The organism is Hydrogenophaga defluvii (assembly GCF_042665235.1).
Taxonomy (GTDB): domain Bacteria; phylum Pseudomonadota; class Gammaproteobacteria; order Burkholderiales; family Burkholderiaceae_C; genus Hydrogenophaga; species Hydrogenophaga defluvii_A.
Genome location: NZ_JBHTBZ010000015.1, coordinates 34,838 through 55,096, shown reverse-complemented (window position 1 = coordinate 55,096; position 20,259 = coordinate 34,838). Strand labels below are relative to the sequence as shown.

17 protein-coding genes are annotated in these 20,259 nt (G+C 65.6%); 5 read left to right on the top strand and 12 right to left on the bottom strand.

Features of this window, described 5'->3' with window-relative positions:
• Positions 1–7: 7 nt before the first annotated feature.
• The 12 genes from ACFQU0_RS07155 to ACFQU0_RS07100 form a co-directional block, all read right to left on the bottom strand.
• The gene (locus ACFQU0_RS07155) at positions 8–937 is read right to left on the bottom strand and encodes a DMT family transporter (protein ID WP_382199487.1); all 930 of its coding nucleotides are present in this window, start codon (positions 935–937) and stop codon (positions 8–10) included.
• A gap of 13 nt (positions 938–950) precedes the next feature.
• Entirely contained in the window at positions 951–2,447 is a 1,497-nt protein-coding gene (locus tag ACFQU0_RS07150) for an aldehyde dehydrogenase (protein ID WP_382199486.1), read from the bottom strand.
• On the bottom strand, positions 2,444–3,706 hold the full coding sequence (locus ACFQU0_RS07145) for a Zn-dependent hydrolase (protein WP_382199485.1): 1,263 nt from the start codon (positions 3,704–3,706) through the stop codon (positions 2,444–2,446). The genes ACFQU0_RS07150 and ACFQU0_RS07145 overlap by 4 nt, the downstream gene beginning before the upstream one ends.
• 14 nt (positions 3,707–3,720) lie before the next feature.
• Positions 3,721–5,445: a thiamine pyrophosphate-binding protein gene (locus ACFQU0_RS07140; RefSeq protein WP_382199484.1), complete on the bottom strand. Its 1,725-nt coding sequence runs from the start codon at positions 5,443–5,445 to the stop codon at positions 3,721–3,723.
• Positions 5,446–5,458: 13 nt separating this feature from the next.
• Positions 5,459–7,120, bottom strand: a complete 1,662-nt coding sequence (locus ACFQU0_RS07135) for an ABC transporter ATP-binding protein (protein ID WP_382199483.1) — start codon at positions 7,118–7,120, stop codon at positions 5,459–5,461.
• A 3-nt stretch (positions 7,121–7,123) separates the two neighbouring features.
• The gene (locus ACFQU0_RS07130; RefSeq protein ID WP_382199482.1) at positions 7,124–7,963 is read right to left on the bottom strand and encodes an ABC transporter permease; all 840 of its coding nucleotides are present in this window, start codon (positions 7,961–7,963) and stop codon (positions 7,124–7,126) included.
• 1 nt (position 7,964) lies between these two features.
• The gene (locus tag ACFQU0_RS07125; RefSeq protein WP_382199481.1) at positions 7,965–8,954 is read right to left on the bottom strand and encodes an ABC transporter permease; all 990 of its coding nucleotides are present in this window, start codon (positions 8,952–8,954) and stop codon (positions 7,965–7,967) included.
• Positions 8,955–9,063: 109 nt separating this feature from the next.
• Positions 9,064–10,653, bottom strand: coding sequence for an ABC transporter substrate-binding protein (locus ACFQU0_RS07120; RefSeq protein WP_382199480.1), 1,590 nt, complete (start codon positions 10,651–10,653; stop codon positions 9,064–9,066).
• A gap of 91 nt (positions 10,654–10,744) precedes the next feature.
• Positions 10,745–11,467 (bottom strand): FadR/GntR family transcriptional regulator, encoded by a 723-nt coding sequence (locus ACFQU0_RS07115; RefSeq protein ID WP_382199479.1) that lies wholly within the window; start codon positions 11,465–11,467, stop codon positions 10,745–10,747.
• Positions 11,468–11,839: 372 nt separating this feature from the next.
• Positions 11,840–12,610 (bottom strand): enoyl-CoA hydratase/isomerase family protein, encoded by a 771-nt coding sequence (locus tag ACFQU0_RS07110; protein ID WP_382199478.1) that lies wholly within the window; start codon positions 12,608–12,610, stop codon positions 11,840–11,842.
• Between the two features lie 22 nt (positions 12,611–12,632).
• Positions 12,633–13,355 carry an NAD(P)H-dependent oxidoreductase gene (locus tag ACFQU0_RS07105; RefSeq protein ID WP_382199477.1) on the bottom strand — a complete coding sequence of 241 codons (723 nt, stop codon included), beginning with the start codon at positions 13,353–13,355 and terminating at the stop codon, positions 12,633–12,635.
• Complete coding sequence (locus ACFQU0_RS07100; protein WP_382199476.1) at positions 13,348–14,541, bottom strand: acyl-CoA dehydrogenase family protein; 1,194 nt, start codon at positions 14,539–14,541, stop codon at positions 13,348–13,350. The genes ACFQU0_RS07105 and ACFQU0_RS07100 overlap by 8 nt, the downstream gene beginning before the upstream one ends.
• Before the next feature lie 251 nt (positions 14,542–14,792).
• On the opposite strand from ACFQU0_RS07100, the gene ACFQU0_RS07095 reads away from it, so the two are divergent.
• Genes ACFQU0_RS07095 through ACFQU0_RS07075 form a run of 5 tightly spaced genes read left to right on the top strand, consistent with a single transcriptional unit; the run spans position 14,793 to position 20,191 of the window.
• Positions 14,793–15,587, top strand: a complete 795-nt coding sequence (locus ACFQU0_RS07095) for an ABC transporter ATP-binding protein (protein ID WP_382199475.1) — start codon at positions 14,793–14,795, stop codon at positions 15,585–15,587.
• Complete coding sequence (locus ACFQU0_RS07090) at positions 15,584–16,381, top strand: ABC transporter ATP-binding protein (protein ID WP_382199474.1); 798 nt, start codon at positions 15,584–15,586, stop codon at positions 16,379–16,381. The genes ACFQU0_RS07095 and ACFQU0_RS07090 overlap by 4 nt, the downstream gene beginning before the upstream one ends.
• The gene (locus ACFQU0_RS07085; protein ID WP_382199473.1) at positions 16,378–18,276 is read left to right on the top strand and encodes an AMP-dependent synthetase/ligase; all 1,899 of its coding nucleotides are present in this window, start codon (positions 16,378–16,380) and stop codon (positions 18,274–18,276) included. Before ACFQU0_RS07090 ends, ACFQU0_RS07085 begins: the two co-directional genes overlap by 4 nt.
• Complete coding sequence (locus ACFQU0_RS07080; protein WP_382199472.1) at positions 18,273–19,145, top strand: branched-chain amino acid ABC transporter permease; 873 nt, start codon at positions 18,273–18,275, stop codon at positions 19,143–19,145. Before ACFQU0_RS07085 ends, ACFQU0_RS07080 begins: the two co-directional genes overlap by 4 nt.
• Complete coding sequence (locus tag ACFQU0_RS07075) at positions 19,145–20,191, top strand: branched-chain amino acid ABC transporter permease (RefSeq protein WP_382199471.1); 1,047 nt, start codon at positions 19,145–19,147, stop codon at positions 20,189–20,191. The genes ACFQU0_RS07080 and ACFQU0_RS07075 overlap by 1 nt, the downstream gene beginning before the upstream one ends.
• The last annotated feature ends 68 nt before the right edge of the window (positions 20,192–20,259 follow it).

The following is a 20,259-nucleotide window of genomic DNA, read 5'->3' as shown; positions in this document are numbered from 1 at the left end:
GAAGGGTTCATCGGTGGGCCTGGCGCGCGGCCAGCATGGCCAGCCACTGGGCGCGGAACACGGGCAGCGTCAAGGCCAGGCCGGCGCAGCCGATGACGGCGATGCCCAGCAGGGCGATGGCGTCGGGCCGCTGGCCGAACACCAGCACACTGAACACCACCGCCAGCAGCAGGTGGAAGTAGTTGAAGGGCGCCAGCGACGAGGCGGGCACTTTTTGAAAGGCTTCGATCAGCAGGTACTGGCCGATGCCGCTGAGCGCACCCACCGTGGCCATCAGCGCCAGATCGCGTGCGCCAGGCCAGTCAAGGTGCCCGGCGGTGGGAAGGGACAAGACCGTCATCACGGTGCAGATCAGCGCGGTCCAGGCGAACTGCTGCTCCATGCTCACCTTGCCCGCCAGCCGGCGCGTGAGGATTTGCAGCATGGCATAGGCGCCGGCCGCCAGCAGCATCAGCACCGTGCCCACAAGGGGCAGGGCGCCACCGGGGCGCACGATGAGCAGCATGCCCACAAAACCCGCCACCACCGCCGCCGCCTGTGGGGCGCGCACCTGCTCGCCCAGCAGCCAGGGCGAGAGGGCGACGATGATGAGCGGCGACAGGAAGTAGATGGCGGTGGCCTCGGCCAGCGGCATGGTGTGCAGGGCCTGCATGAAAGTCACCCCCACCGTGCCCAGCATGACGCCGCGCCACAACACCGTGCGGCGGTGCGCGACGGGCAAACGCCAGCGCGTGCCGCGCCGGTGCATGAGCACCACGGCCATCAGCAGCACGGTGCCGTAGCGCACCAGGTTGACCAGGGGCGCCGGGTGGCGCGCCACCAGGTCTTTGGCCAGCATGTCCAGCGTGGCCAGGGCCACGATGGCGCACAAGAAGATGCTACAGGCCTGCAGCCAGAGGGTGTGGGCGGACGCCTGAGTGGCCGGGGTGGTTGTCATGGGGCCGGGCCGATCAGAGCAGGTTGATCCAGGTGGTCTTGAAGTCGCTGTACTTGTCGAGCGCGTGCAGCGATTTGTCGCGGCCGAAGCCGGATTGCTTGACGCCGCCGAAGGGCACGGTGATGTCGCCGTCGAAGTAGCAGTTGACCCACACCAGCCCCGCCCGCAGCCGGCGCGACACGCGGTGGGCACGCGCCAGTTGTGCGGTCCACAGGCCGGCGCCCAGGCCATAGGGCGAGTCGTTGGCCAGGGCCACCGCCTCGTCTTCGGTGTGGAAGCGCTGCGCCGCCAGCACCGGGCCAAAGATCTCTTCGTTCACGATGCGCATGGCCTGGCGCGGGCAGTCGAAGATGGTGGGCTCGACGTAGTAGCCACCGCTGGCGGTGTGCGCTTGCTGGCCGCCGGTGCGCAGCGTGGCGCCTTCGCTCACGCCGGCGGCGATGTAGCCCAGCACACGGCGCATCTGGTTTTCATCGACGATGGCGCCCATGGTGGTGGCGGGGTCCAGCGGGTTGCCCGGGCGCATGCCTTGCGCACACTGCGCCACCTTGGCCATGAACTGGTCGTAGATGCCGTCTTGCACGTACAGGCGCGAGCCGGCGATGCAGACCTCGCCCTGGTTGGAGAAGATGCCCACGGCCGCCGCCTGCGCGGCTTTGTCCAGATCGGGGCAGTCGTCGAACACGATGTGCGGCGACTTGCCGCCACACTCCAGCCACACCCGCTTGAGGTTGGACTCGCTGGCGTAAGCCATGAAGCGCTTGCCGGTGGCGGTGGAGCCGGTGAAGGCCAGGCAGTCCACGTCCATGTGTTGGCCCAGGGCCTGGCCGGTGACCGGGCCCAGGCCGGGCAGCACGTTGAACACGCCGGGCGGGATGCCAGCCTCGGCCGCCAGCTCGGCCAAACGCAGCGCGCTCAGCGGCGACTGTTCGGCCGGCTTGAGCAGCACGCTGTTGCCCGCCGCCAGCGCGGGTGCCACCTTCCACGAGGCCATCATGAGCGGGTAGTTCCACGGCACCACGGCGGCCACCACACCCACCGGTTCCCGGGTGATGGTGGCCAGGGCGTCGGGGCCGGTGGGGGCAATTTCGTCGTACTGCTTGTCGATGGCCTCGGCGTACCAGGCGAAACACTTGGCCGTTTCCGGCAGGTCGTAGGCCAGGGCGTCGCTGATGGGCTTGCCCATGTCCAGCGTTTCCAGCAGGGCCAGTTCCTCGCTGTGTTGTTCGATCAGGGCGGCCAGGCGCAGCAGCACGCGCTTGCGTTCGCGTGGGTGCTGTTGCGCCCACACGCCCGACTCAAAGGCGCGGCGTGCGGCCAACACCGCGCGGTCCACGTCGGCCGGCTGGCAGGCCGCCACGTCGGCCAGCTTTTGGCCGTTGGCGGGGTTGAGGGTGGCAAACGTCTGCCCGCCCTGCGCGTCCACGAACTGGCCGTCGATGAAGGCCTGGTGGCGCAGCCGAAGGGCGCTGGCACGGGCCTGCCAGGTGGCGAGGGTGGCCGCGCTCATGCGGTCACCTCGGCTGCTTGGTGGACGCCAGCGGCTTGCAGCATGGCGCCCAGCAACACGTTGGCACCGGCCTCCAGGTGGGTCGGTTGGGCGTCCTCGATTTCGTTGTGACTGATGCCGTCCTTGCAGGGCACGAAGATCATGGCGGTGGGGGCCACCTCGGCAATGTAGACCGCGTCGTGACCGGCACCGGTGACGATGTCCATGTGCGAATAGCCGGCGCGCTGCGCCTGCTCGCGGATGTGCTGCACCAGCGGCGCGGCAAAGGGCGTGGGCGGGAAGTGCTGCACGTCGATCAGCTCCACCTTCACGCCGAAACGCTCGCCGGCCTCGGCGCAGGCCTGGCGCCAGCGCTGGTCCATGCGCGCGAGCGTGGCGGCGTCTTCGTGGCGCAGGTCGGCGGTGAAGTGCACCTTGCCCGGGATAACGTTGCGCGAGCCGGGGTGCACCTGCACCACACCCACCGTGCCACGGCCGTGGGGCTGGTGGTCGCGCGCGATGTGGATGACCTCCTGCATCAGATGGGTGGCGGCAAACAGCGCGTCCTGGCGCACCGACATGGGTGTGGGGCCGGCGTGCATTTCCATGCCGGTCACGTTCACGTCGTACCAGCGCAGGCCGAGCGAGCCGGTCACCACCCCGATCACCTTGTCCTGGGCTTCCAGGATGGGGCCTTGTTCGATGTGGGCCTCGAAGTAGGCGCCCAGCGGGCGCCCACCCACCGGCTGTGGGCCGGCGTAGCCGATGGCCTGCAACTCGTCACGCACGCGCTTGCCGGCCATGTCGGTGGCGTCCAGCGCGGTGGCCAGCGGGAACTTGCCGGCGAACACGCCCGAGCCCATCATCACCGGCACAAAACGCGAGCCTTCCTCGTTGGTCCAGATGGCCAGCTCCAGCGGGGCTTCGGTCTGCAGGCCCTGGTCGTTGAGCGTGCGCATGATTTCCAGCCCGGCCATGACGCCGTAGCAGCCGTCGAACTTGCCGCCGGTGGGTTGGGTGTCGATGTGGCTGCCCGTCATCACCGGGGGCAGCGCGGGGTTGCGCCCCGCGCGGCGGCCAAAGATGTTGCCCACCTGGTCCACGCTGACGCTCAGGCCGGCGTCCTTCATCCAGCCCACCACGAGGTCACGGCCTTGGCCGTCCAGGGCGGTGAGGGCGAGGCGGCAGTTGCCGCCCTGTTCGGTGGCGCCCACGCGGGCGAGGTCCATCAGCGATTGCCAGAGGCGCTGGCCGTTGATTTTCAAAGAGGTGTCTGACATGGTGCGAGGGGTGTTCAGAGGGCGGCCGCACGTTCGCGCTGCAACTGCTGCGCGCGGGTACGGATGGCGGTGAGGGTTTCGCCGGGGGCGATGCCGTCGGCGTCGTAGCGGATTTCGATGAGGGCCGGCAGGCGTTCGCGCTCGGCAAAGGCGAGTGCGCGGGCGAACGCGGCTTCGAAGTGCGCGTTGTCGTTCACCACCTCACCGTGGCCCCGGTAGGCACCCACCAGGTGGGCGAAGTCCGGGTTGTCGAAGGTCAGCGCGATGGTGCGGCCGGGGAACTCGCGTTCCTGGTGGGCGCGGATGGTGCCCCACATGCCGTTGTTGAACACCAGCACCACGATGCCCAGGCGGTACTGCATGGCCACGCCCAGCTCCTGCAGGTTCATCTGGAAACAGCCGTCGCCCGCGTAGCAGACCACCGGGCGTTGTGGGTCTTCCAGCTTGGCGGCGATGGCCGCCGGCAGGCCGTAGCCCATGCTGCCCACCGTGGGCGCGAGCGAGCTGCCGATGCCCTTGAACTGGCGGTAGCGGTGCGGGTAGAGCGCGTAGTTGCCGGCGCCCACGGTGATGCAGGCCTCGGCCGGCAACACGGTGTTCACGTGGCAGGCGGCCTGGTCCAGGCTCATGGCGCTGGGCGAGAGCAGGGGTGCCAGCGTGGCGCGGTAGGCGGCGTTGGCGGCGCGGGTGTGGGCGCTCCAGGTGGGCGCACGCGTGGGTTGCACGCTGGCCAGGGCATGGGCCATGCCGGCGTTGCTGGCACAAATGGCTTGTGCTGGCTGGAACACCCGGCCCAGCTCGCTGGGGTCGGCGTGCACGTGGATGAGCTGCTGGCGCGGGCGCGGGCTTTCGACCACGCTGTAGCCCTCGGTGGTGGCCTCGCCCAGGCGGGCGCCCAGGGTCAGCAGCAGATCGGCGTTGCGCACGCGCTGGCGCAGGTCGTCGTGCATGCCCCAGCCCACGTGGCCGGCAAAGTTGGGGTGGTGCTGATCAAAACATTCCAGCCGCCGCCACGACACGCCCACCGGCAGGTCAAAGCGTTCGGCAAAACCCTGCACCTGGGCCAGGGCCTCGGCCGTCCAGCCGCTGCCACCCACCAGGAGGAAGGGGTTGTGGGCGGCTTCGAGGCGTTCGCGCAGCGTGTCCAGATCGGCCGCGCCCGGGCGTGTTGTCACGCGGGTGTAGCGCGGCAGGTCAGGCACCTGGGCCGTGCCCCACAGGGTGTCTTCGGGCAGGGCCAGCACCACCGGGCCAGGCCGCCCGCTGGTGGCCACGCTGAAGGCGCGGGCGATGTACTCGGGGATGCGGTCGGTGCGGTCGATCTGTGCCACCCACTTGGCCATCTGGCCAAACATGCGGCGGTAGTCGATTTCCTGGAAGGCCTCGCGTTCGTAGAAGTCGTTGCCCACCTGGCCCACGAACAGGATCATGGGGGTGGAGTCCTGGAAGGCGGTGTGCACGCCGATGCTGGCGTTGGTGGCGCCGGGGCCGCGGGTGACGAAACAGATGCCGGGCTCGCCGGTGAGCTTGCCGTGCGCCTCGGCCATGTAGGCGGCGCCGCTTTCCTGGCGGCAGACCACGGCCTGGATGGCGTCCTGGTGTTCGTTGAGCGCGTCGATGCAGGGCAGGTAGCTTTCGCCGGGCACCAGGAAAACGCGGCGCACGCCGTGGTGGCGCAGCTGCTGGATGAGGATCTGGCCGCCGTTGCGTGCGGCCGGGAGGGTTTGGCTTGGGGACATGTTGGAGCGGGTTTCAGGCAAGGGCAACGCTGGCGCCCACGGGGCTCCAGTGTTTGCCGGGGATGGCGGCGATGAGGCGCTGCGTGTATTCGTTCTGCGGGCGGTCGAACACCTCGGTTGGGGTGCCGTGTTCGACGATGCGGCCTTTGTGCATGACGACGATCTGGTGGCAGACCTGGGCCGCCACGCGCAGGTCGTGGGTGATGAAGATCATGGCCAGGTTCAGGCGCTGCTGGATGTCTTGCAAGAGCTTGAGCACCTGGGCCTGCACCGAGACGTCGAGGGCCGACACCGACTCGTCGGCCACCAGCAGTTGTGGCTCCAGCGCCAGGGCGCGGGCGATGCCGATGCGCTGGCGCTGGCCACCTGAAAAGGCGTTGGGGTAGCGGTCGAAGGCGGACTCGTCCAGCTCCACCAGGCGCAGCAGTTCGCGGGCCTTGCGCTCGGCCTCGGCGTAGGGCACGCCGTTGGCCACCGGGCCGTCGGTGATGCTGCGGCCCACGGTGTGGCGCGGGTTGAGCGAAGCAAACGGGTCCTGGAAGATCATCTGCAACTGCTGGCGCATGGGCCGGAACTGCGCTTGCGTCAGCGGGGCGATGTCGGTGCCGTTGAAGACGAGTTCACCACCGTCGATCTCGGTCAGGCGGAGCAGGCATTTGCCGATGGTGGACTTGCCCGAACCCGATTCGCCGACGATGCCCAGCGTCTGGCCCCGGCGCACCTGGAAGCTCACACCGTCCACCGCGTTGACCACACGCTTGCGCACGAACAGACCGCGCTCGGTGACGTAGGTCTTGCGCAGGTTTTTCACCTCCAGCACCACCGGGTCGGTATTGGCTTCTTCGGTGGCGTGGTCACCGTCGCGGTGTGGCACGGCGGCGATGAGGCGCTGGGTGTAGGGGTGTTGCGGGCGGTTGAGCACCTGCTCGGCTGTGCCTTGTTCTACCAGCACGCCTTTTTCCATCACCGCCACGCGGTCGGCGATGTCGGCTACCACGCCGAAGTCGTGGGTGATGAACATCACGCCCATGCCCATGCTGGCCTGGATGCGCTTGATCAGCGACAGGATCTGGGCCTGGGTGGTCACGTCCAGCGCCGTGGTGGGCTCGTCGGCGATCAGGATGGCCGGCTCGAGCGCCAGCGCCATGGCGATCATCACGCGCTGGCGCTGGCCGCCCGAGAGGCGGAAGGGGTACGCATGCTGGAGCGTGGACGGGTCGGGCAGGCCCACGAAATGCAGCAGCTCCAGCACGCGCTGCTGGCGCGCCGCGCCGGGGTAGGCGCCGTGCACGGCGAGCACCTCGGCGATCTGGTCGCCCACGCGCATCAGCGGGTTGAGCGCCGACATGGGTTCCTGGAACACCATGCCGATGTCTTTGCCGCGCAGTGCCAGCAACTCTTCTTCGCGCAGCTGCAGCAGGTCGCGCCCCTTGAACAGGATGCGCCCGGCCTGTGGCTTGAGGTAGCTGGGCAGCAGGCCCATGATGGCGTTGGCGCTGATGGACTTGCCCGAGCCGGACTCGCCCACGATGCACAGGATTTCGCCGGCGCGCAGGTCGAAGGACAGGTCCTTGACGGCGTGCGCGCGGTCACCCCCGGTGGGCAGGGCCACGGTCAGCTGCTCGATGCGCAGCAAGGGGGTGTCGGTGCCGGTTGGGGAGGGAGAGGTGGTCATGGTTCATTCCCCCCGCTTGCGCAGTTGTGGGTTCATGGCGTCGTTCAGGCCTTCACCGATGAGGTTGATGGCCAACACGGTGAGCAGGATGGCGATGCCGGGCAACACGCTCATCAGCGGTGCTTCGCGCAGCATGGTGCGCGCGGCGCCGATCATGAAACCCCAGCTCATGAGGTTGCGGTCACCCAGGCCCAGGAAGGACAGCGAAGACTCGGTGAGGATGGCGGTAGCGATCATCAGCGAGGCCGTCACGATGATGGGCGACATGGCGTTGGGCAAGATTTGCGTGAAGATGATGCGCCCCGGCTTCTGACCGATGACGATGGCCGCCTGCACGAACTCGCGCTGCTTGAGCGAGAGGAATTCACTGCGCACCAGGCGCGCCACCGGCGGCCACGACACGATGGCGATGGCGCCCACGATGGAGTAGATGGACGGCGTGAAGATGGCCACCAGCACCACGGCCATGGCGAGCTGCGGGATGGTCTGGAAGAATTCGGTGAAGCGCATCAGCAGGTCGTCGATGCGCCCCCCATAGAAGCCCGCCAGGGCGCCGATGAGGATGCCGAAGATCACCGCCGCCAGGGTGGACACCACACCCACCAGCAGCGACACGCGCGCGCCGTAGGCCAGGCCAGCGCCCAGGTCGCGGCCCAGCATGTCTGTGCCCAGCGGGTAGTCGGCGTTGCTCAGCGGTTTGAGCAAAGGCTCGGCCACCATGGACCAGGGCGAATCCTCGTACCAGACCGAGCACAACAAGGCCGTGAGGATCACCAGGCACAGGATGACCAGGCCCAACAGCGCGCCTTTGTTGGCGGCAAAACGGTGCATGAATTTTTTCACTTCAGGCTCCCAATTCGATGCGGGGATCGACCAGGCGGTAGACCAGGTCGGTGATGAGGTTGAACAGCACGACCATGGTGGAAGTAACCAGGAACACGCCCAGCAGCAGCTGGTAGTCGCGCTGCATGAGGGCGTCGAACATGAGGCGGCCGATGCCGGGCCAGCCGAAAACGGTTTCGGCCAGCACCGCGCCACCGGCCATCTGGCCGAGCTGGATGCCGGCGAAGGTGACCACCGGCAGCATGGCGTTGCGCATGACGTGGCGGCGGATCACCTGGCCAGCGGGCACGCCTTTGGCGCGCGCGGTCTTGATGAAGTCCATGCCCATCACTTCCAACATCGACGCACGTGCCAGGCGGGCGTACACGGCCATGAAGAAGCAGCCGAGCGACACCACGGGCAGCACCAGGTGGGCGCTGATGTCGGCGACGCGGTCCCAGCCGGTGAGGCCGGCGCCCACGCTTTCCATGCCAAAGGCCGGCAACCAGCCCAGGGTGACGGAGAACAGGATGACCATCAGCAGCGACAACCAGAACAGGGGCGTGGCGTAGAAGATCAGCGAGACGGACATGATCAGGCTGTCCAGCCAGGTGTGGCGGTTGGTGTAGCGGCTGCGCGCGGCGAACACCCCCAGCAGCCCCCCCACCAGCAGCGAGAAAACAAAGGCCAGCGCCATCAGCAGCAGCGTGGCGGGCAGGCGCTCGGCGATCAGGTCGAGCACAGGCAGGTTGTTGCGGTAGGAAAAGCCCAGGTCCAGCTGCAGGATGCCTTTGACGTAGAGCCACAGCTGCATCCACAGGGGCTGGTCAAAGCCGAATTGCTGGCGCAGTTGTTCCAGGTAGGCGGGGTCGGACGAAGCCGCCTCGCCTGCCATGATGGCTGCGGGGTCGCCTGGGGCCAGGCGGATGAGCAGAAAGTTGAAGACCACCACGCCCAGGATGACGAAGAAGGCCTTGCCCAGTCTGGCAATGAGGAAGGAGATCAGTTTCACGTTGTGGCGCCTCGGTGTGCAAGGCGCAGCTGGGCCCGGGCCGCGCGCACAACGCGCGGCCGGGAGCTGCGATCGGGAGAGGGGGCCCGCGCGCGGCGGGCCGTCGGGCTTACTTCTTCTCGATGTAGACGTCGTCGAAGGTCTCGTTCAGGCCGATGCCGGTCTTCACCAGGTTCTTCACGTTCTTGGGATAGAAGGTGGCGTATTCGATTTCGAACAGCACGCCGTTGGCCACTTCGTTCATCAGGATGGTCTGCACTTCGGTGTACAGCTTCTGACGCAGTTCGGGCGTGCGTGCGGCGGCGGCGGTGGCGAACAACTCATCGACCTTCTGGTTCTTGTAGCCCTGGTTGTTGACGAAGGGCGAACCTTTGATCGAGTTGGTCGACAGGAAGTGGCGGGCCACGCCCAGTGCCGGGTCACCGTACTGGTAGGTGAAGTTGAAGGTGATGTCGAAGTCGAACTCGCCCGAGCGTTTGGCCCAGCCACCGGCATCGGCCGGATCGATTTGCACCTTGAAGCCGATCTGCTCCAGGCTCTGTTTGGTGTATTCGGCCAGGCGTTCCCAGGCCGAGCCGTAGGGGAAGGACAGCAGCTTGACCGGCGTGGCGCCGACGTTGACGCCCGACTCCTGGATCAGCGCGCGGGCCTTCTTCAGGTCGTAGGCGTACTGCGGCAGGTTTTTCTCGTGGTACAGCGTGGTCGAGGCGATGGGGCTGGTGGCGATCTTGCCCATGCCGAAGAAGATGTTGTCCACGATGAACTTGCGGTTGATGGCGTGCATCACCGCCTGGCGCACCTTCACGTTGTCGAACGGGGGCTTGCGCTGGTTCATGCTCATGAAGGCCAACGGCGCGTACATCTCCCAGCCCTTGGTCGTCATCTCGACGTTGGGCAGGGCGCGCAGGCGCTTGACATCCACGTTGTCCACGTCACCGCCGCGCAGCAGCTGCACGTCGCCCTTTTCAAAGGCCACGGCACGCGAGGCCGCATCGGGGATGACGCGGAACACGATTTCATCCAGGTAGGGCTGACCCTTCTTCCAGTAGTCGGGGTTGCGGGTCAGCACGATGTGCGAACCCTTCTTCCATTCCTTGAACTTGAAGGGGCCGGTGCCAATGGGGGTCTGGTTGGCGGGGTTGGTGCGGTAGTCGGTGCCGTCGTAGATGTGCTTGGGCACCATGGGCATGTTGTCCACCACGAAGAGGCTCATGAAGGGCGAGAAGGCCTCCTTGAGCTTGAATTCAACGGTGTGCTCGTTGACCGCCGTGATGGTGTCCATGTATTTGTTGATCACCAGCCGGCCACGTGGGTGGGTCTCACGCAGGAATTTGTCCACGCTGAAGACCACGTCTGCGGCGGTGAAAGGCTTGCCGTCGTGCCACTTGACACCGCGCTGCAGTTCGAAGGTGTAGGTCAGGCCATCGGCCGAGGTTTTCCACGATTTGGCCAGCGACGGTTGGGGCGTGAGTTTGGCGTCGTAGGTCAGCAAACTTTGGTAGATCTTGCCGGCCACGTACTGTGTGGGGGCTTGCTGGTTCAGGCCCAGCATCAGGATGGGCGGCTCGGGCTGGACGATGGCCGTGAGCGTGCCACCTTGTGTCTGGGCCAATGCGGCCGCCGAGCCGAACAGCGCGGCGGTGACGGCCAGCACGGCACCGGCTTTTCGAAATGTGGAAAGGGCCATGGTGTGTTTCATCGGGTTCTCCGGGAGGTTGAAGAAGACAGGCGCGAGGCCAAGAGGGGGATGGGGCAGGGGCGCCAACGTGCCGGGGGCGCGCAGGCGTGTTTCACATGTTTTTGTCTTCGCTGGCATCCAGGCCGAGGCGGCTACTGATACCCAGGAGGTGTTCGCGCATGGCGCGCCGCGCCGCTGCGGGCTGGCGCTTTTTCAGCGCGCGCAGCAGGGGCACGTGCTCGTTGTGCGCGACTTCCCACACCTCGCCGTACACGAAGTGCTGGTTGAGTTTGTTGAAGATGGCGCTGTTCTCGCTCAGAGTCCACAGGTGCTGCACGGTGGAGGCCAAGGCGACGTTGCCGCAGGCTTCGGCGATCAGCAGGTGCAGGCGGTCGTTGTGCTTGAACGGCTGCTCGGAGCCGGGCAGGGCCATGGTGGCCTCTTCCATCGCGAGGAGTTGCGCGTCGGTTGCGTGGCGTGCGGCTAGCTCGGCGCAGTGGGGCTCTACCAGCAGGCGGGCCTGCAACAGGTCGGCGGCGCCTATGTCCAGCAACAGGGGCGCGCCTGGGGCATTGGATTCATTGAGGCTGAGCCTTGACTCCGGACCGGTGACGTAAACACCGCTGCCCACCCTCACGTCCACCCAGCCTTCGATTTCCAGTGCAATCAAGGCTTCGCGCACTGAGGGGCGGCTGACCTGCAGCATCTCCGCTAGCTCGCGTTCCGCAGGCAGGCGCTCGCCGGACTGGTAGTTGCCTCCGCGGATCTTGTCCTTGATCTGATTGGCGATCACCCGATAGAGGCGGGCAACGCTGACGGGCTGAAAGGTGCTCATGAAAGTGTTTGCAAGGTTAAGTAGCCTGGTGGCCAAGTGGTAAGGCCAATTTAACTAAAAAAAGGGAGTCGAGCATCAGGGTAACTACCGTAGCGACTGTCAAAGCGAAATCCGTGCCAAACGGGTAGTTGATCGGTTGGTTTTGGTAAGTCTTTGATTTTTATATGCGTGTCCGATTGTTGGCCCTTTTCCTTGGTGCATGTGATAAGCCGTCTGCACCGTGGTGGTGCATGTTGACTTCGGCAGCTTGTGCAGGATGCTCGGCATGGTGGGCTGCTGCCGGTCGCGTTGACACCGACTTGAGCTGCTGACGACGAGGCGGGGGTCTATAACAGCTACCTCGCAAGAGCCATTCATGGTTTCACCATGAAGTCATCGATGTGCAAATGCCTGCACACGGCTGCCGAAGGCGGGTTGCGCAGAGGCATCGACAAAGCCGCGCAACTCCTGTTGCACGTGGGTGGCGAGTGGCTGGTGTGGTGCGTCGCGCAACAGCCGCTTGAAGTTGCTCAAGCTCGCCGTGGGTATGTCGAGCCACTGGTTCACAACCTGGTCCACCGCCGCACGCAGTGTCTGGGCTGGCACCACCTGGTTCGCCAAGCCCAGACTGTGCGTTTGCTGGGCGTCCAGCGTTGGGCACAGCGTGAACAGCTCAAAGGCGCGCAGCGGATTCACCAGACGGGGCAAAAACCAGGATGTGCCGCCGTCGGGGCTCCCGCCGATGCGGGCGTAGGCCAGGTTGAGGCGCAGGTTGTCGGCCACGATGACGTGATCTGCTGCCCAGACGAGGCCCAGCGTGCCGCCGGCCACAGCGCCTTGTACACCCACCACGATCGCCGAGTCCAGTGCGCGCAACTGCGTGATGGCCTGGTTGAATGCGGTGATCGCTTCGGTGAGCCAGGTGTCCACCCGGTCCTCAGAGACGGCGTGGGCCATGGCTTTCAAATCGCCGCCCACGCCGAAAGCGGGGCCTTCAGCTAGGATGCTCAGCACTTTGGGCGGGTGGGTGGTCAGCTCGTGTGTGAGGGCTGCCAGGGCTTGCAGCTCGTCAACACCCAAGGCGTTGCGACGTGCCGCGTTGTCGAGCACCAAGCGGGCGTGATCGGGGGTGGGGCGTTCAAGCCGAACGGTTTGGGATGTCATGGTCAGGCTCCGGATGCTGAGGTCAATGTGCACGCTCGCCGGCCCCGAGCGCGTCGGGGTGATCGGACAGCCGAGGCATGGGTAGGGCGGGCAAGTGCTCCAGTGCGCGCAGATGGTGGCGCCAGCTAGACAGCAGTGCTGCCCGCCCCGCCGGGCCCACGTAGGGCACATGGTAGGCAACGTAGGGCGGGAGTACTGTCATGCCCGTGAAACCCAGCACACCTCGGTGCAACGGCATGAGGATGTCGTTCATGTCGCCGTTCAAGGCGTGGGGGCCGTAGGATTGAGACGGCGCGCCGGTGCTGACCGCCAGCAGCGCCCGCTTGCCTTGCAAGCGCCCCTTTTCAAACACGGCGGTGCGGCCGTAGACGGCGCCAGAAACAAAGACGCGGTCGATCCAGCCCTTGAGGATGGCCGGCGGCCCGAACCACCACAGCGGGAACATCAGCAGCAGCAGATCGGCCGCGAGCAAGTGGTCCAGCTCGATGGCAACGTCGGGCGCCAATGTGCCCTGCTGCCAGGCGTGGCGCTGTTCCAGGGAGACGTTCAGACGCGTGGTGTCGCGCGGATCGTTGAAATCCTCGGGGCCCAGCGTCGCCTTGAAGTCCATCGCGCAGAGGTCGGACACCTGCACCGCGAAGCCCTGTGCGGCCAGTTCCTCCACAGCCGCCGCGCGCAGCGCCGCCTGGAACGAGGTGGGCTCGGGGTGGGCGCTGACGATGAGCGCCCGCTGGCCTTCAGCCACGCAGCAGTTCCTCGCTGATGATGATCTTGCGCACCTCGGTCGTGCCGGCGCCGATCTCCAGCAGCTTGATGGCCCGGTAGAGGCGGTTGACCTCGGACTCCCAGATGTAGCCCGTGCCACCGTGGATCTGCACCGCCTCGTTGAGCACCTTGTTCATGGTCTCGGCGGTGTAGAGCACCGAGGCTGCGGTGATCTTGTGGATGCTGCCGCGCCCGCCGCCGCCAATCTCCATGTCGTTGGCCGCGCGCAGGGCCTGGTAGGTGAACAGGCGCATGGACTCGACCCACACGTACATGTCGGCCAGCTTGGCGCGGATCATCTGGAAGTCGGCGATGGGCTTGCCGAACTGCACGCGGGTGCGGGCGTAGTCCAGCGACAGCTCCAGCGCCCGCTCGGCGATGCCCAGGCAGATGGGCGAGATCATGGCGCGCTCCAGGTCCAGTCCGCTCATCACGACCTTGACGCCCTCGTCGAGCCCGCCCACCAGGTTGCGCGCCGGCACGCGGCAGTTGTCGAACAGCAGTTCGCCGGTCTGGCTGCCACGAAAACCCATCTTGACCATTTTTTGCGCCACGCTGAAGCCCGGCATGTCCTTCTCGACGATGAAGGCCGAGATGCCTTTGGCGCCACGTGCTTTGTCGGTCTTGGCGTAGACCAGCAACACGTCGGCCACCGGGCCGTTGGTGATGTAGATCTTGCGGCCGTTGAGCAGGTAGTCGTCGCCGTCGCGGGTGGCCGTTGTGGCCATGGAGCCCAGGGCGTCGGATCCTGCGCCGGGCTCGGTCAAACCGAGGGCACCTGTGAGCTTGCCACTGCACAAGCTGGGCAGATAGCGCTGACGTTGTTCGTCGTTGGCGTTGCGGAAGATGTTGTAAAGGCACAGGTTTTCGTGCGCCACCCAGCTCAACGCCATGGCGTGGTTCCAGCGCGAGAAGGCTTGCAGCACCAGGCCGCTGGTGAACAGGTCCATGCCGGCGCCGCCCAACGACTCGGGCACGGGGATGCCGAAGTAGCCGGTCTCGCCGATGCGCGCGAAGGTCTCGGGTGGCCACCACTCTTCGCGGTCCATGCGTTCGGACAGCGGGTAGAGCTGCTCGCGGGCGAAGCGATCGGCCTGGTCGAGGATGGCTTGCTCGTCGTCCGAGAGGCCCGAGAAGCGTTGGTCGGCGGAGGTCGCGGTGTTCATAAGCATGCGGGTCTTTCTGAATATGACTCAAAAAATTGAGAGTGACATGAACTTTGCCAGTAAAAGTTTCCGTGGGCTCTAGGGAAAACACTTAGCAATATTTATTAATCTATAAATATCAACAACTTGCGATCATGCTTGCATCTTTGCATGGCTGCTTTGAAAAGATGTCTAGTTGAGTGTCACTCAGTTATTGTTGACTTTCGATGCTCATGCTTTCTAGAATCCGCCCAACTTTCAACGCCCGACCCATGTTGACCATCACCAACCTACAGGTCTATTACGACCGCGCCGTCGAGGCCTTGCGTGACGCCTCGCTGGAGGTGCGACCAGGCCAGATCGTTGCCCTGCTCGGCAGCAACGGCGCCGGCAAGTCCACTGTCCTCAAGTCCGTCTGCGGCGTGCTCTACCCTGAGGACGGCGAAATCCTGGGCGGCACCATCACCCACGACGGCATTTCGCTCACCGGCTTCGCACCGCACGAGATCGTGCGGCGCGGCATCGTGCAGGTGCCTGAGGGGCGACGGCTGTTCGACAAGCTCACGGTGGAGGAGAACCTGCTGATGGGCGGCTACTCGCGTCCGGCGGGTGAGGTCAGCGCCGGGCTGGACCAGGTGTTTGCCCTGTTCCCGGCCGTCAAACAGCACCGCACGCGGGTCTCAGGCTACCTGTCAGGTGGGCAGCAGCAGATGGTGGCCATTGGCCGCGCACTGATGGCGCGTCCGCGCCTGCTGCTGCTGGACGAACCTTCGCTGGGCCTGGCGCCGCAGATCATTGCCGAGATCTTCGAGGCCATACGCCGGCTGCGCGACGAGCAGGGCGTGACCGTCCTGCTGGTGGAGCAGAACGCGCAACTGGCGCTGTCGGTGGCCAACTACGGCTACATCATGGAGCGGGGGCGGGTGGTGCTGGACGGTGAGCCGGCCAAGTTGCTCTCCAATGAGGACGTCAAGGAGTTCTACCTTGGCATGGGCGCGGGCAGCGGACAGCGCCGGAGCATGCGCGAGGTCAAGCACTACAAGCGTCGCAAGAGGTGGTTGTCATGAGTGGTGGTCAGTACCTCATTGAACTCAGCGGTGTGTCCAAGCGTTTCGGTGGCCTAGATGCACTTTCGGGTATCGACTTGCAGGTCAAGTCAGGCGAAATTTGCAGCATCATCGGCCCCAACGGCGCTGGCAAGACCACGCTGTTCAACATGATCTCGTGCCTGCTGCCCCCTAGCGCTGGAAGCTTGCGCTTCCAGGGTGAGGACATCACCGGCATGCCACCCCACGCCATGCCCCGGCGTGGCATGGCACGCACCTTCCAGAACCTGGCCGTGTTCAAACACGAGACGGTGATGTCGAACATTCTCACGGGCATGCACGCGCAACTGAACACGGGCATCTTCGGTGCAGCACTTTTCTGGGGGGCCACCCGCCGAGCCGAGATCGCCGCACGGGAGGCGGCCGAGGAAATCGTCGAGTTCCTGGAGATCGAGACCATCCGCGACCTGCCGGTGGGCACGCTGTCCTACGGCCTGCAAAAACGCGTGGAACTGGGCCGCGCCCTGGCCATGCGTCCGCGCCTGCTGTTGCTTGACGAGATGGTCTCGGGCATGAACCAGGAAGAGACCGAGGACATCGCGCGCTTCATCCTCGACATCCGCGAGGAGCGTGGCATCACGGTGATGATGATCGAGCACGACATGGGCATCGTCATGGACATTTCCGACCACGTGGCGGTGCTCAATTTCGGTCGCAAGATCGCCGATGGCACGCCGGCCGAAGTTTCTGCGCACCCGGCGGTGGTGGCCGCCTACCTGGGTCTGCCCGAAGGCGCCGTGGGAGGCCAGCCATGAGCCGCCACCACGCCGACCTGGCCGACCGCGAACTGCCCCCCGGCGTGCTGGATGGCCTGGCCACGCTGCCCGGCCTGCTGCGCCACCGCGCGCGCCAGACGCCCGATCGCATCGCACTGCGTGAGAAGGTGCGCGGCGTGTGGCAGGGCGTGAGCTGGGGCGAATACTTCGAGAAGGTGCAGGCCTTCGCGCTCTACCTGCAGAGCCAGGGTTTTGGCGAGGGCGACAAGCTGGTCATCGCCTCCGACGGTACGCCCGAGTGGTTCTACGCCGATCTGGCCGCTCAGGCCCTGGGCGGGGTGACGGTGGGCATCTACCCCACCAACCCTTGGCCCGAGCTGCAGTACATCGTGCGCCACTGCCGCGCCAAGTTCGCCGTCTGCGGCGACCAGGAGCAGACCGACAAGGTGCTGGATGCCATGCGCCATGGCGAAGGCTTGCCCGACCTCAAGCAGGTGCTCACCGTGGACACCAAGGGCATGCGCCACTACCACGAAGACGGTCTCCAGACCTTTGAGCACGCGCTGGCCGTGGGCCACGAGCTGGCGCGCGACCCGGCCCAACTGGCTGCGCTGGACCGGTGCATCGACGCGGTGCGCCCCGAGCAGGACGCCCTCATTGTCTACACCTCGGGCACCACCGGCATGCCCAAGGGCGCGCGCATCGCGCACCGGGGCATCATCCACAACGCCACCCAGGTCGGCCAGGTGCAGGGCTACGCGGGCCGGCCCATGTCGGTGGTGTGTTACCTGCCGCTGTGCCACGTGGCCGAGCGCCTGATGTCGCCGGTGGCCCAACTGGTCTACGGCACGGTGGTGTACTTCGCCGAGTCCATCGACGCGGTGACGCAGAACCTGCGCGAGATCGGCCCCGGCTTCTTCTTCGGCGTGCCCCGCATCTGGGAGAAGCTGCAGCAGCAAATCATCATTGCCTCTCGAGAGGCGCGCCCATTGGCGCGGATGGCGTTTGAGAAGGCCATGGCCATCGCCCAGCCGATTGCCGAGCGCACCATCGCCAACGGCGACCGGCCGGTGAACATGCGTGATGCGGTGCTGGCCCGGCTGCTGCGCTGGCTGGTCTTCAGCAACCTGCTGGCCTCGGTGGGCCTGGACCGCACCTGGCTGGCCATGTCGGGCGGCGCCGCCATCTCGCCGGCGGTCATCCTCTTCTTCCGCGCCATGGGCGTGCCCATCTACCAGATCTACGGCATGACCGAAAGCAGCGGCGTGACCCACGCCCAGTGCCACGGCCACGCCCGCCTGGGCTGGTGCGGCCCGGCGCTGCCCCGCGTAGTGGAGCAGCGCCTGGGCGAGGACGGCGAACTGCTGGTGCGCGGGCCGGTGGTCTTCAACGGCTACCTCTACGACGAAGACGCCAGCGCCAAAACCCTGGCGGGCGGCTGGCTGCACACCGGCGACATCGTCGAGATCGACCCCGAGACCCAGGAGGTGCAGATCCTGGACCGCAAGAAGGCGATCCTCATTACCAGCGGCGGCAAGAACATTACGCCCACACTGATCGAGAACGCGCTCAAGGAAAGCATCTACATCAGTGAGGCGGTGCTGCTGGGTGACGGTCGCCACTTCCTGGCCGCCCTGATTCAGATCGATCTGGACACTGTGGGTAAGTGGGCGCAGGAGCGCGGCATCGCCTACACCACCTACGAATCTCTGGCCGCGCTGGAGCCGGTGCGGGAATTGATCGATGCCGACGTGCAGCAAGTCAACGCGCGCTTTTCGCGTGTCGAAAACATCCGCAAGTTCGTCATCCTGCGCAAGCAGCTGGACCACGACGACGGCGAGCTGACCGCCACCATGAAGGTGCGCCGCAACGTGATCGAAAAGAAGTTCGCACCCGAGATCGCCCAGATCTACGGCAAGGAGGCAACCGCATGAGCTACTTCCTCAACCTACTGATGTCGGGCCTGGTGATCGGTTCGCTGTATGGCCTGATCGCGATGGGTTTTGCCATCGTTTACCGCGCCACCGGGATGGTGAACTTTGCGGTCGGTGAAGTGATGATGCTCACCGCCTACATCAGCTACAACCTGGCGCAGGTACCGGCACTGGGCTTCAAAGGTCTGCTGCTCACCACCCTGCCGATTGCCATGTTGCTGGGTTTGCTGGTCGAGCGCATTTTCATCCGACCCATGTTGGGTGAGCCCATGTTCTCGCGTGTCATGGTCACCATCGGACTGGCGGTGGTCATCCGATCGAGCGTCATCCTGATCTGGGGCGTGGAACCCAAACCATATCCCCGACCGCTGGGCGATGAAGTCATCCGCTTCGGCGAGCTGGCACTGTATCCGGGGCAGATTTTCTCGATGGTCATCCTCGGCGTGATGTGCCTGTTGATGTGGGCGTTCTTCCGCCACTCCCGGGTGGGCATCGCCATGCGGGCCACCTCCAACAATGAAACCACGGCCTTGCTCATGGGCATCAACGTCAAGCGCATCAGCGGCATTGCCTGGGCGCTCTCATCGCTCTTTGCAGCTGTGGCCGGGCTGTCGTTTTGCCTGATGTTCGCTCTGGAGCCGGAGATATCACAGATGGGTCTTCGTGGCTTCCCGGCCACCATCCTGGGAGGTCTGGACTCGGTGGTGGGCGGCGCCTTCGGAGGCCTGGTGATCGGCGTTGTGGAAAACCTGGCGGGGGGCTACCTGGGCCGAGGGCTCAAGGAAATCGCCGGGTTCGTCCTGATTGTCGTGGTCTTGATGGTCAAACCGTACGGCCTGTTTGGCCAACGCGAAATCGAAAGAGTCTGATGCGCACACGCACCTACAAAACCTCGTACGCCGATCTGGTGGCGCTCACGCCCCACCGTTCCAACTGGGCCTGGGCGGGCGCCAGTCTGGCACTGATGGCGTGCGCGCCTCTGGTGCTGGGCTCGCACGGCCTGAACATCCTGTCCACCATCTTTGTCATGGCCATCGGCATCCTGGGCCTCAACCTGCTGACCGGTGTGACGGGGCAGATCTCATTGGGGCATGCGGGCTTCCTGCTGATTGGCGCCTACGCACAGGCCATTCTCACCACCGACTACCACCTGCCCGCCTGGCTGGCCATCTTCGCCTCGGGCGCCGTGGCGGCCATCGCCAGCCTGGTGGTGGGTGTGCCCTCGCTGCGGCTCAAGGGCCTGTACCTGGCCATCACCACGCTGGCCTTCACCTTCATCGTGCGCCACCTGGTGCTGTTCGCCGAGGGGCTCACGCGCGGCTCCGAGGGTATGGCGGTGGAGCCCCTGGTGCTGCTGGGTTATGCGGTCAAGAGCGACCAACCCTTTTTCTACGTTGCCCTGGCTATGCTGGTGCTGTTCGTGCTCATCACGCTCAACCTCATGCGCACCCGCATTGGCCGCGCCTGGCTGGCGGTGCGCGACCACGACATCGCGGCACGCGCCATGGGGATCAGCCTGATGCGCTACAAGCTGTTGGCCTTCATGGTCAGCGCGTTCTACACCGGGGTGGCAGGTGCCTTGGTGGCGCTGCACACGCGTTACATCAACGTCGACACCTTCAGCATCCTGATCAGTATCGAGGCACTGGCCATGATCATCGTGGGCGGCATGGGCCGAGTGCACGGTGCGCTGCTCGGTACGGCGTTGATTCTTGTGCTGCCCGAGTTGCTCAACTTCGGCTTCTCATTGGCGGGCGATCGCTTCACCACGCTCATGGCCGACCGCATCTACGAGGTCAAAGGCTTGCTTTACGGCGTGGTGATCCTTCTGTTTCTGAGGCTGGAGCCCGAGGGCCTGGCTGGCATCTGGCGCAAGGTCAAACGTTTTTGGGTCCAGTGGCCGTTGTCTCAATGAGCAGTGGCAATGTTGGCAGCAAGGCACGCAGCCGGAATTCGCCGGTGCGGCCCATTCATAAAGGAGAC

Bases quoted from the DNA above. Each gene is read 5' to 3' on its own strand.
- ACFQU0_RS07155 (WP_382199487.1), bottom strand. From the start codon at position 937: ATGACAACCACCCCGGCCACTCAGGCGTCCGCCCACACCCTCTGGCTG.
- ACFQU0_RS07150 (WP_382199486.1), bottom strand. From the start codon at position 2,447: ATGAGCGCGGCCACCCTCGCCACCTGGCAGGCCCGTGCCAGCGCCCTT.
- ACFQU0_RS07145 (WP_382199485.1), bottom strand. From the start codon at position 3,706: ATGTCAGACACCTCTTTGAAAATCAACGGCCAGCGCCTCTGGCAATCG.
- ACFQU0_RS07140 (WP_382199484.1), bottom strand. From the start codon at position 5,445: ATGTCCCCAAGCCAAACCCTCCCGGCCGCACGCAACGGCGGCCAGATC.
- ACFQU0_RS07135 (WP_382199483.1), bottom strand. From the start codon at position 7,120: ATGACCACCTCTCCCTCCCCAACCGGCACCGACACCCCCTTGCTGCGC.
- ACFQU0_RS07120 (WP_382199480.1), bottom strand. From the start codon at position 10,653: ATGAAACACACCATGGCCCTTTCCACATTTCGAAAAGCCGGTGCCGTG.
- ACFQU0_RS07115 (WP_382199479.1), bottom strand. From the start codon at position 11,467: ATGAGCACCTTTCAGCCCGTCAGCGTTGCCCGCCTCTATCGGGTGATC.
- ACFQU0_RS07110 (WP_382199478.1), bottom strand. From the start codon at position 12,610: ATGACATCCCAAACCGTTCGGCTTGAACGCCCCACCCCCGATCACGCC.
- ACFQU0_RS07100 (WP_382199476.1), bottom strand. From the start codon at position 14,541: ATGAACACCGCGACCTCCGCCGACCAACGCTTCTCGGGCCTCTCGGAC.
- ACFQU0_RS07095 (WP_382199475.1), top strand. From the start codon at position 14,793: ATGTTGACCATCACCAACCTACAGGTCTATTACGACCGCGCCGTCGAG.
- ACFQU0_RS07090 (WP_382199474.1), top strand. From the start codon at position 15,584: ATGAGTGGTGGTCAGTACCTCATTGAACTCAGCGGTGTGTCCAAGCGT.
- ACFQU0_RS07085 (WP_382199473.1), top strand. From the start codon at position 16,378: ATGAGCCGCCACCACGCCGACCTGGCCGACCGCGAACTGCCCCCCGGC.
- ACFQU0_RS07080 (WP_382199472.1), top strand. From the start codon at position 18,273: ATGAGCTACTTCCTCAACCTACTGATGTCGGGCCTGGTGATCGGTTCG.
- ACFQU0_RS07075 (WP_382199471.1), top strand. From the start codon at position 19,145: ATGCGCACACGCACCTACAAAACCTCGTACGCCGATCTGGTGGCGCTC.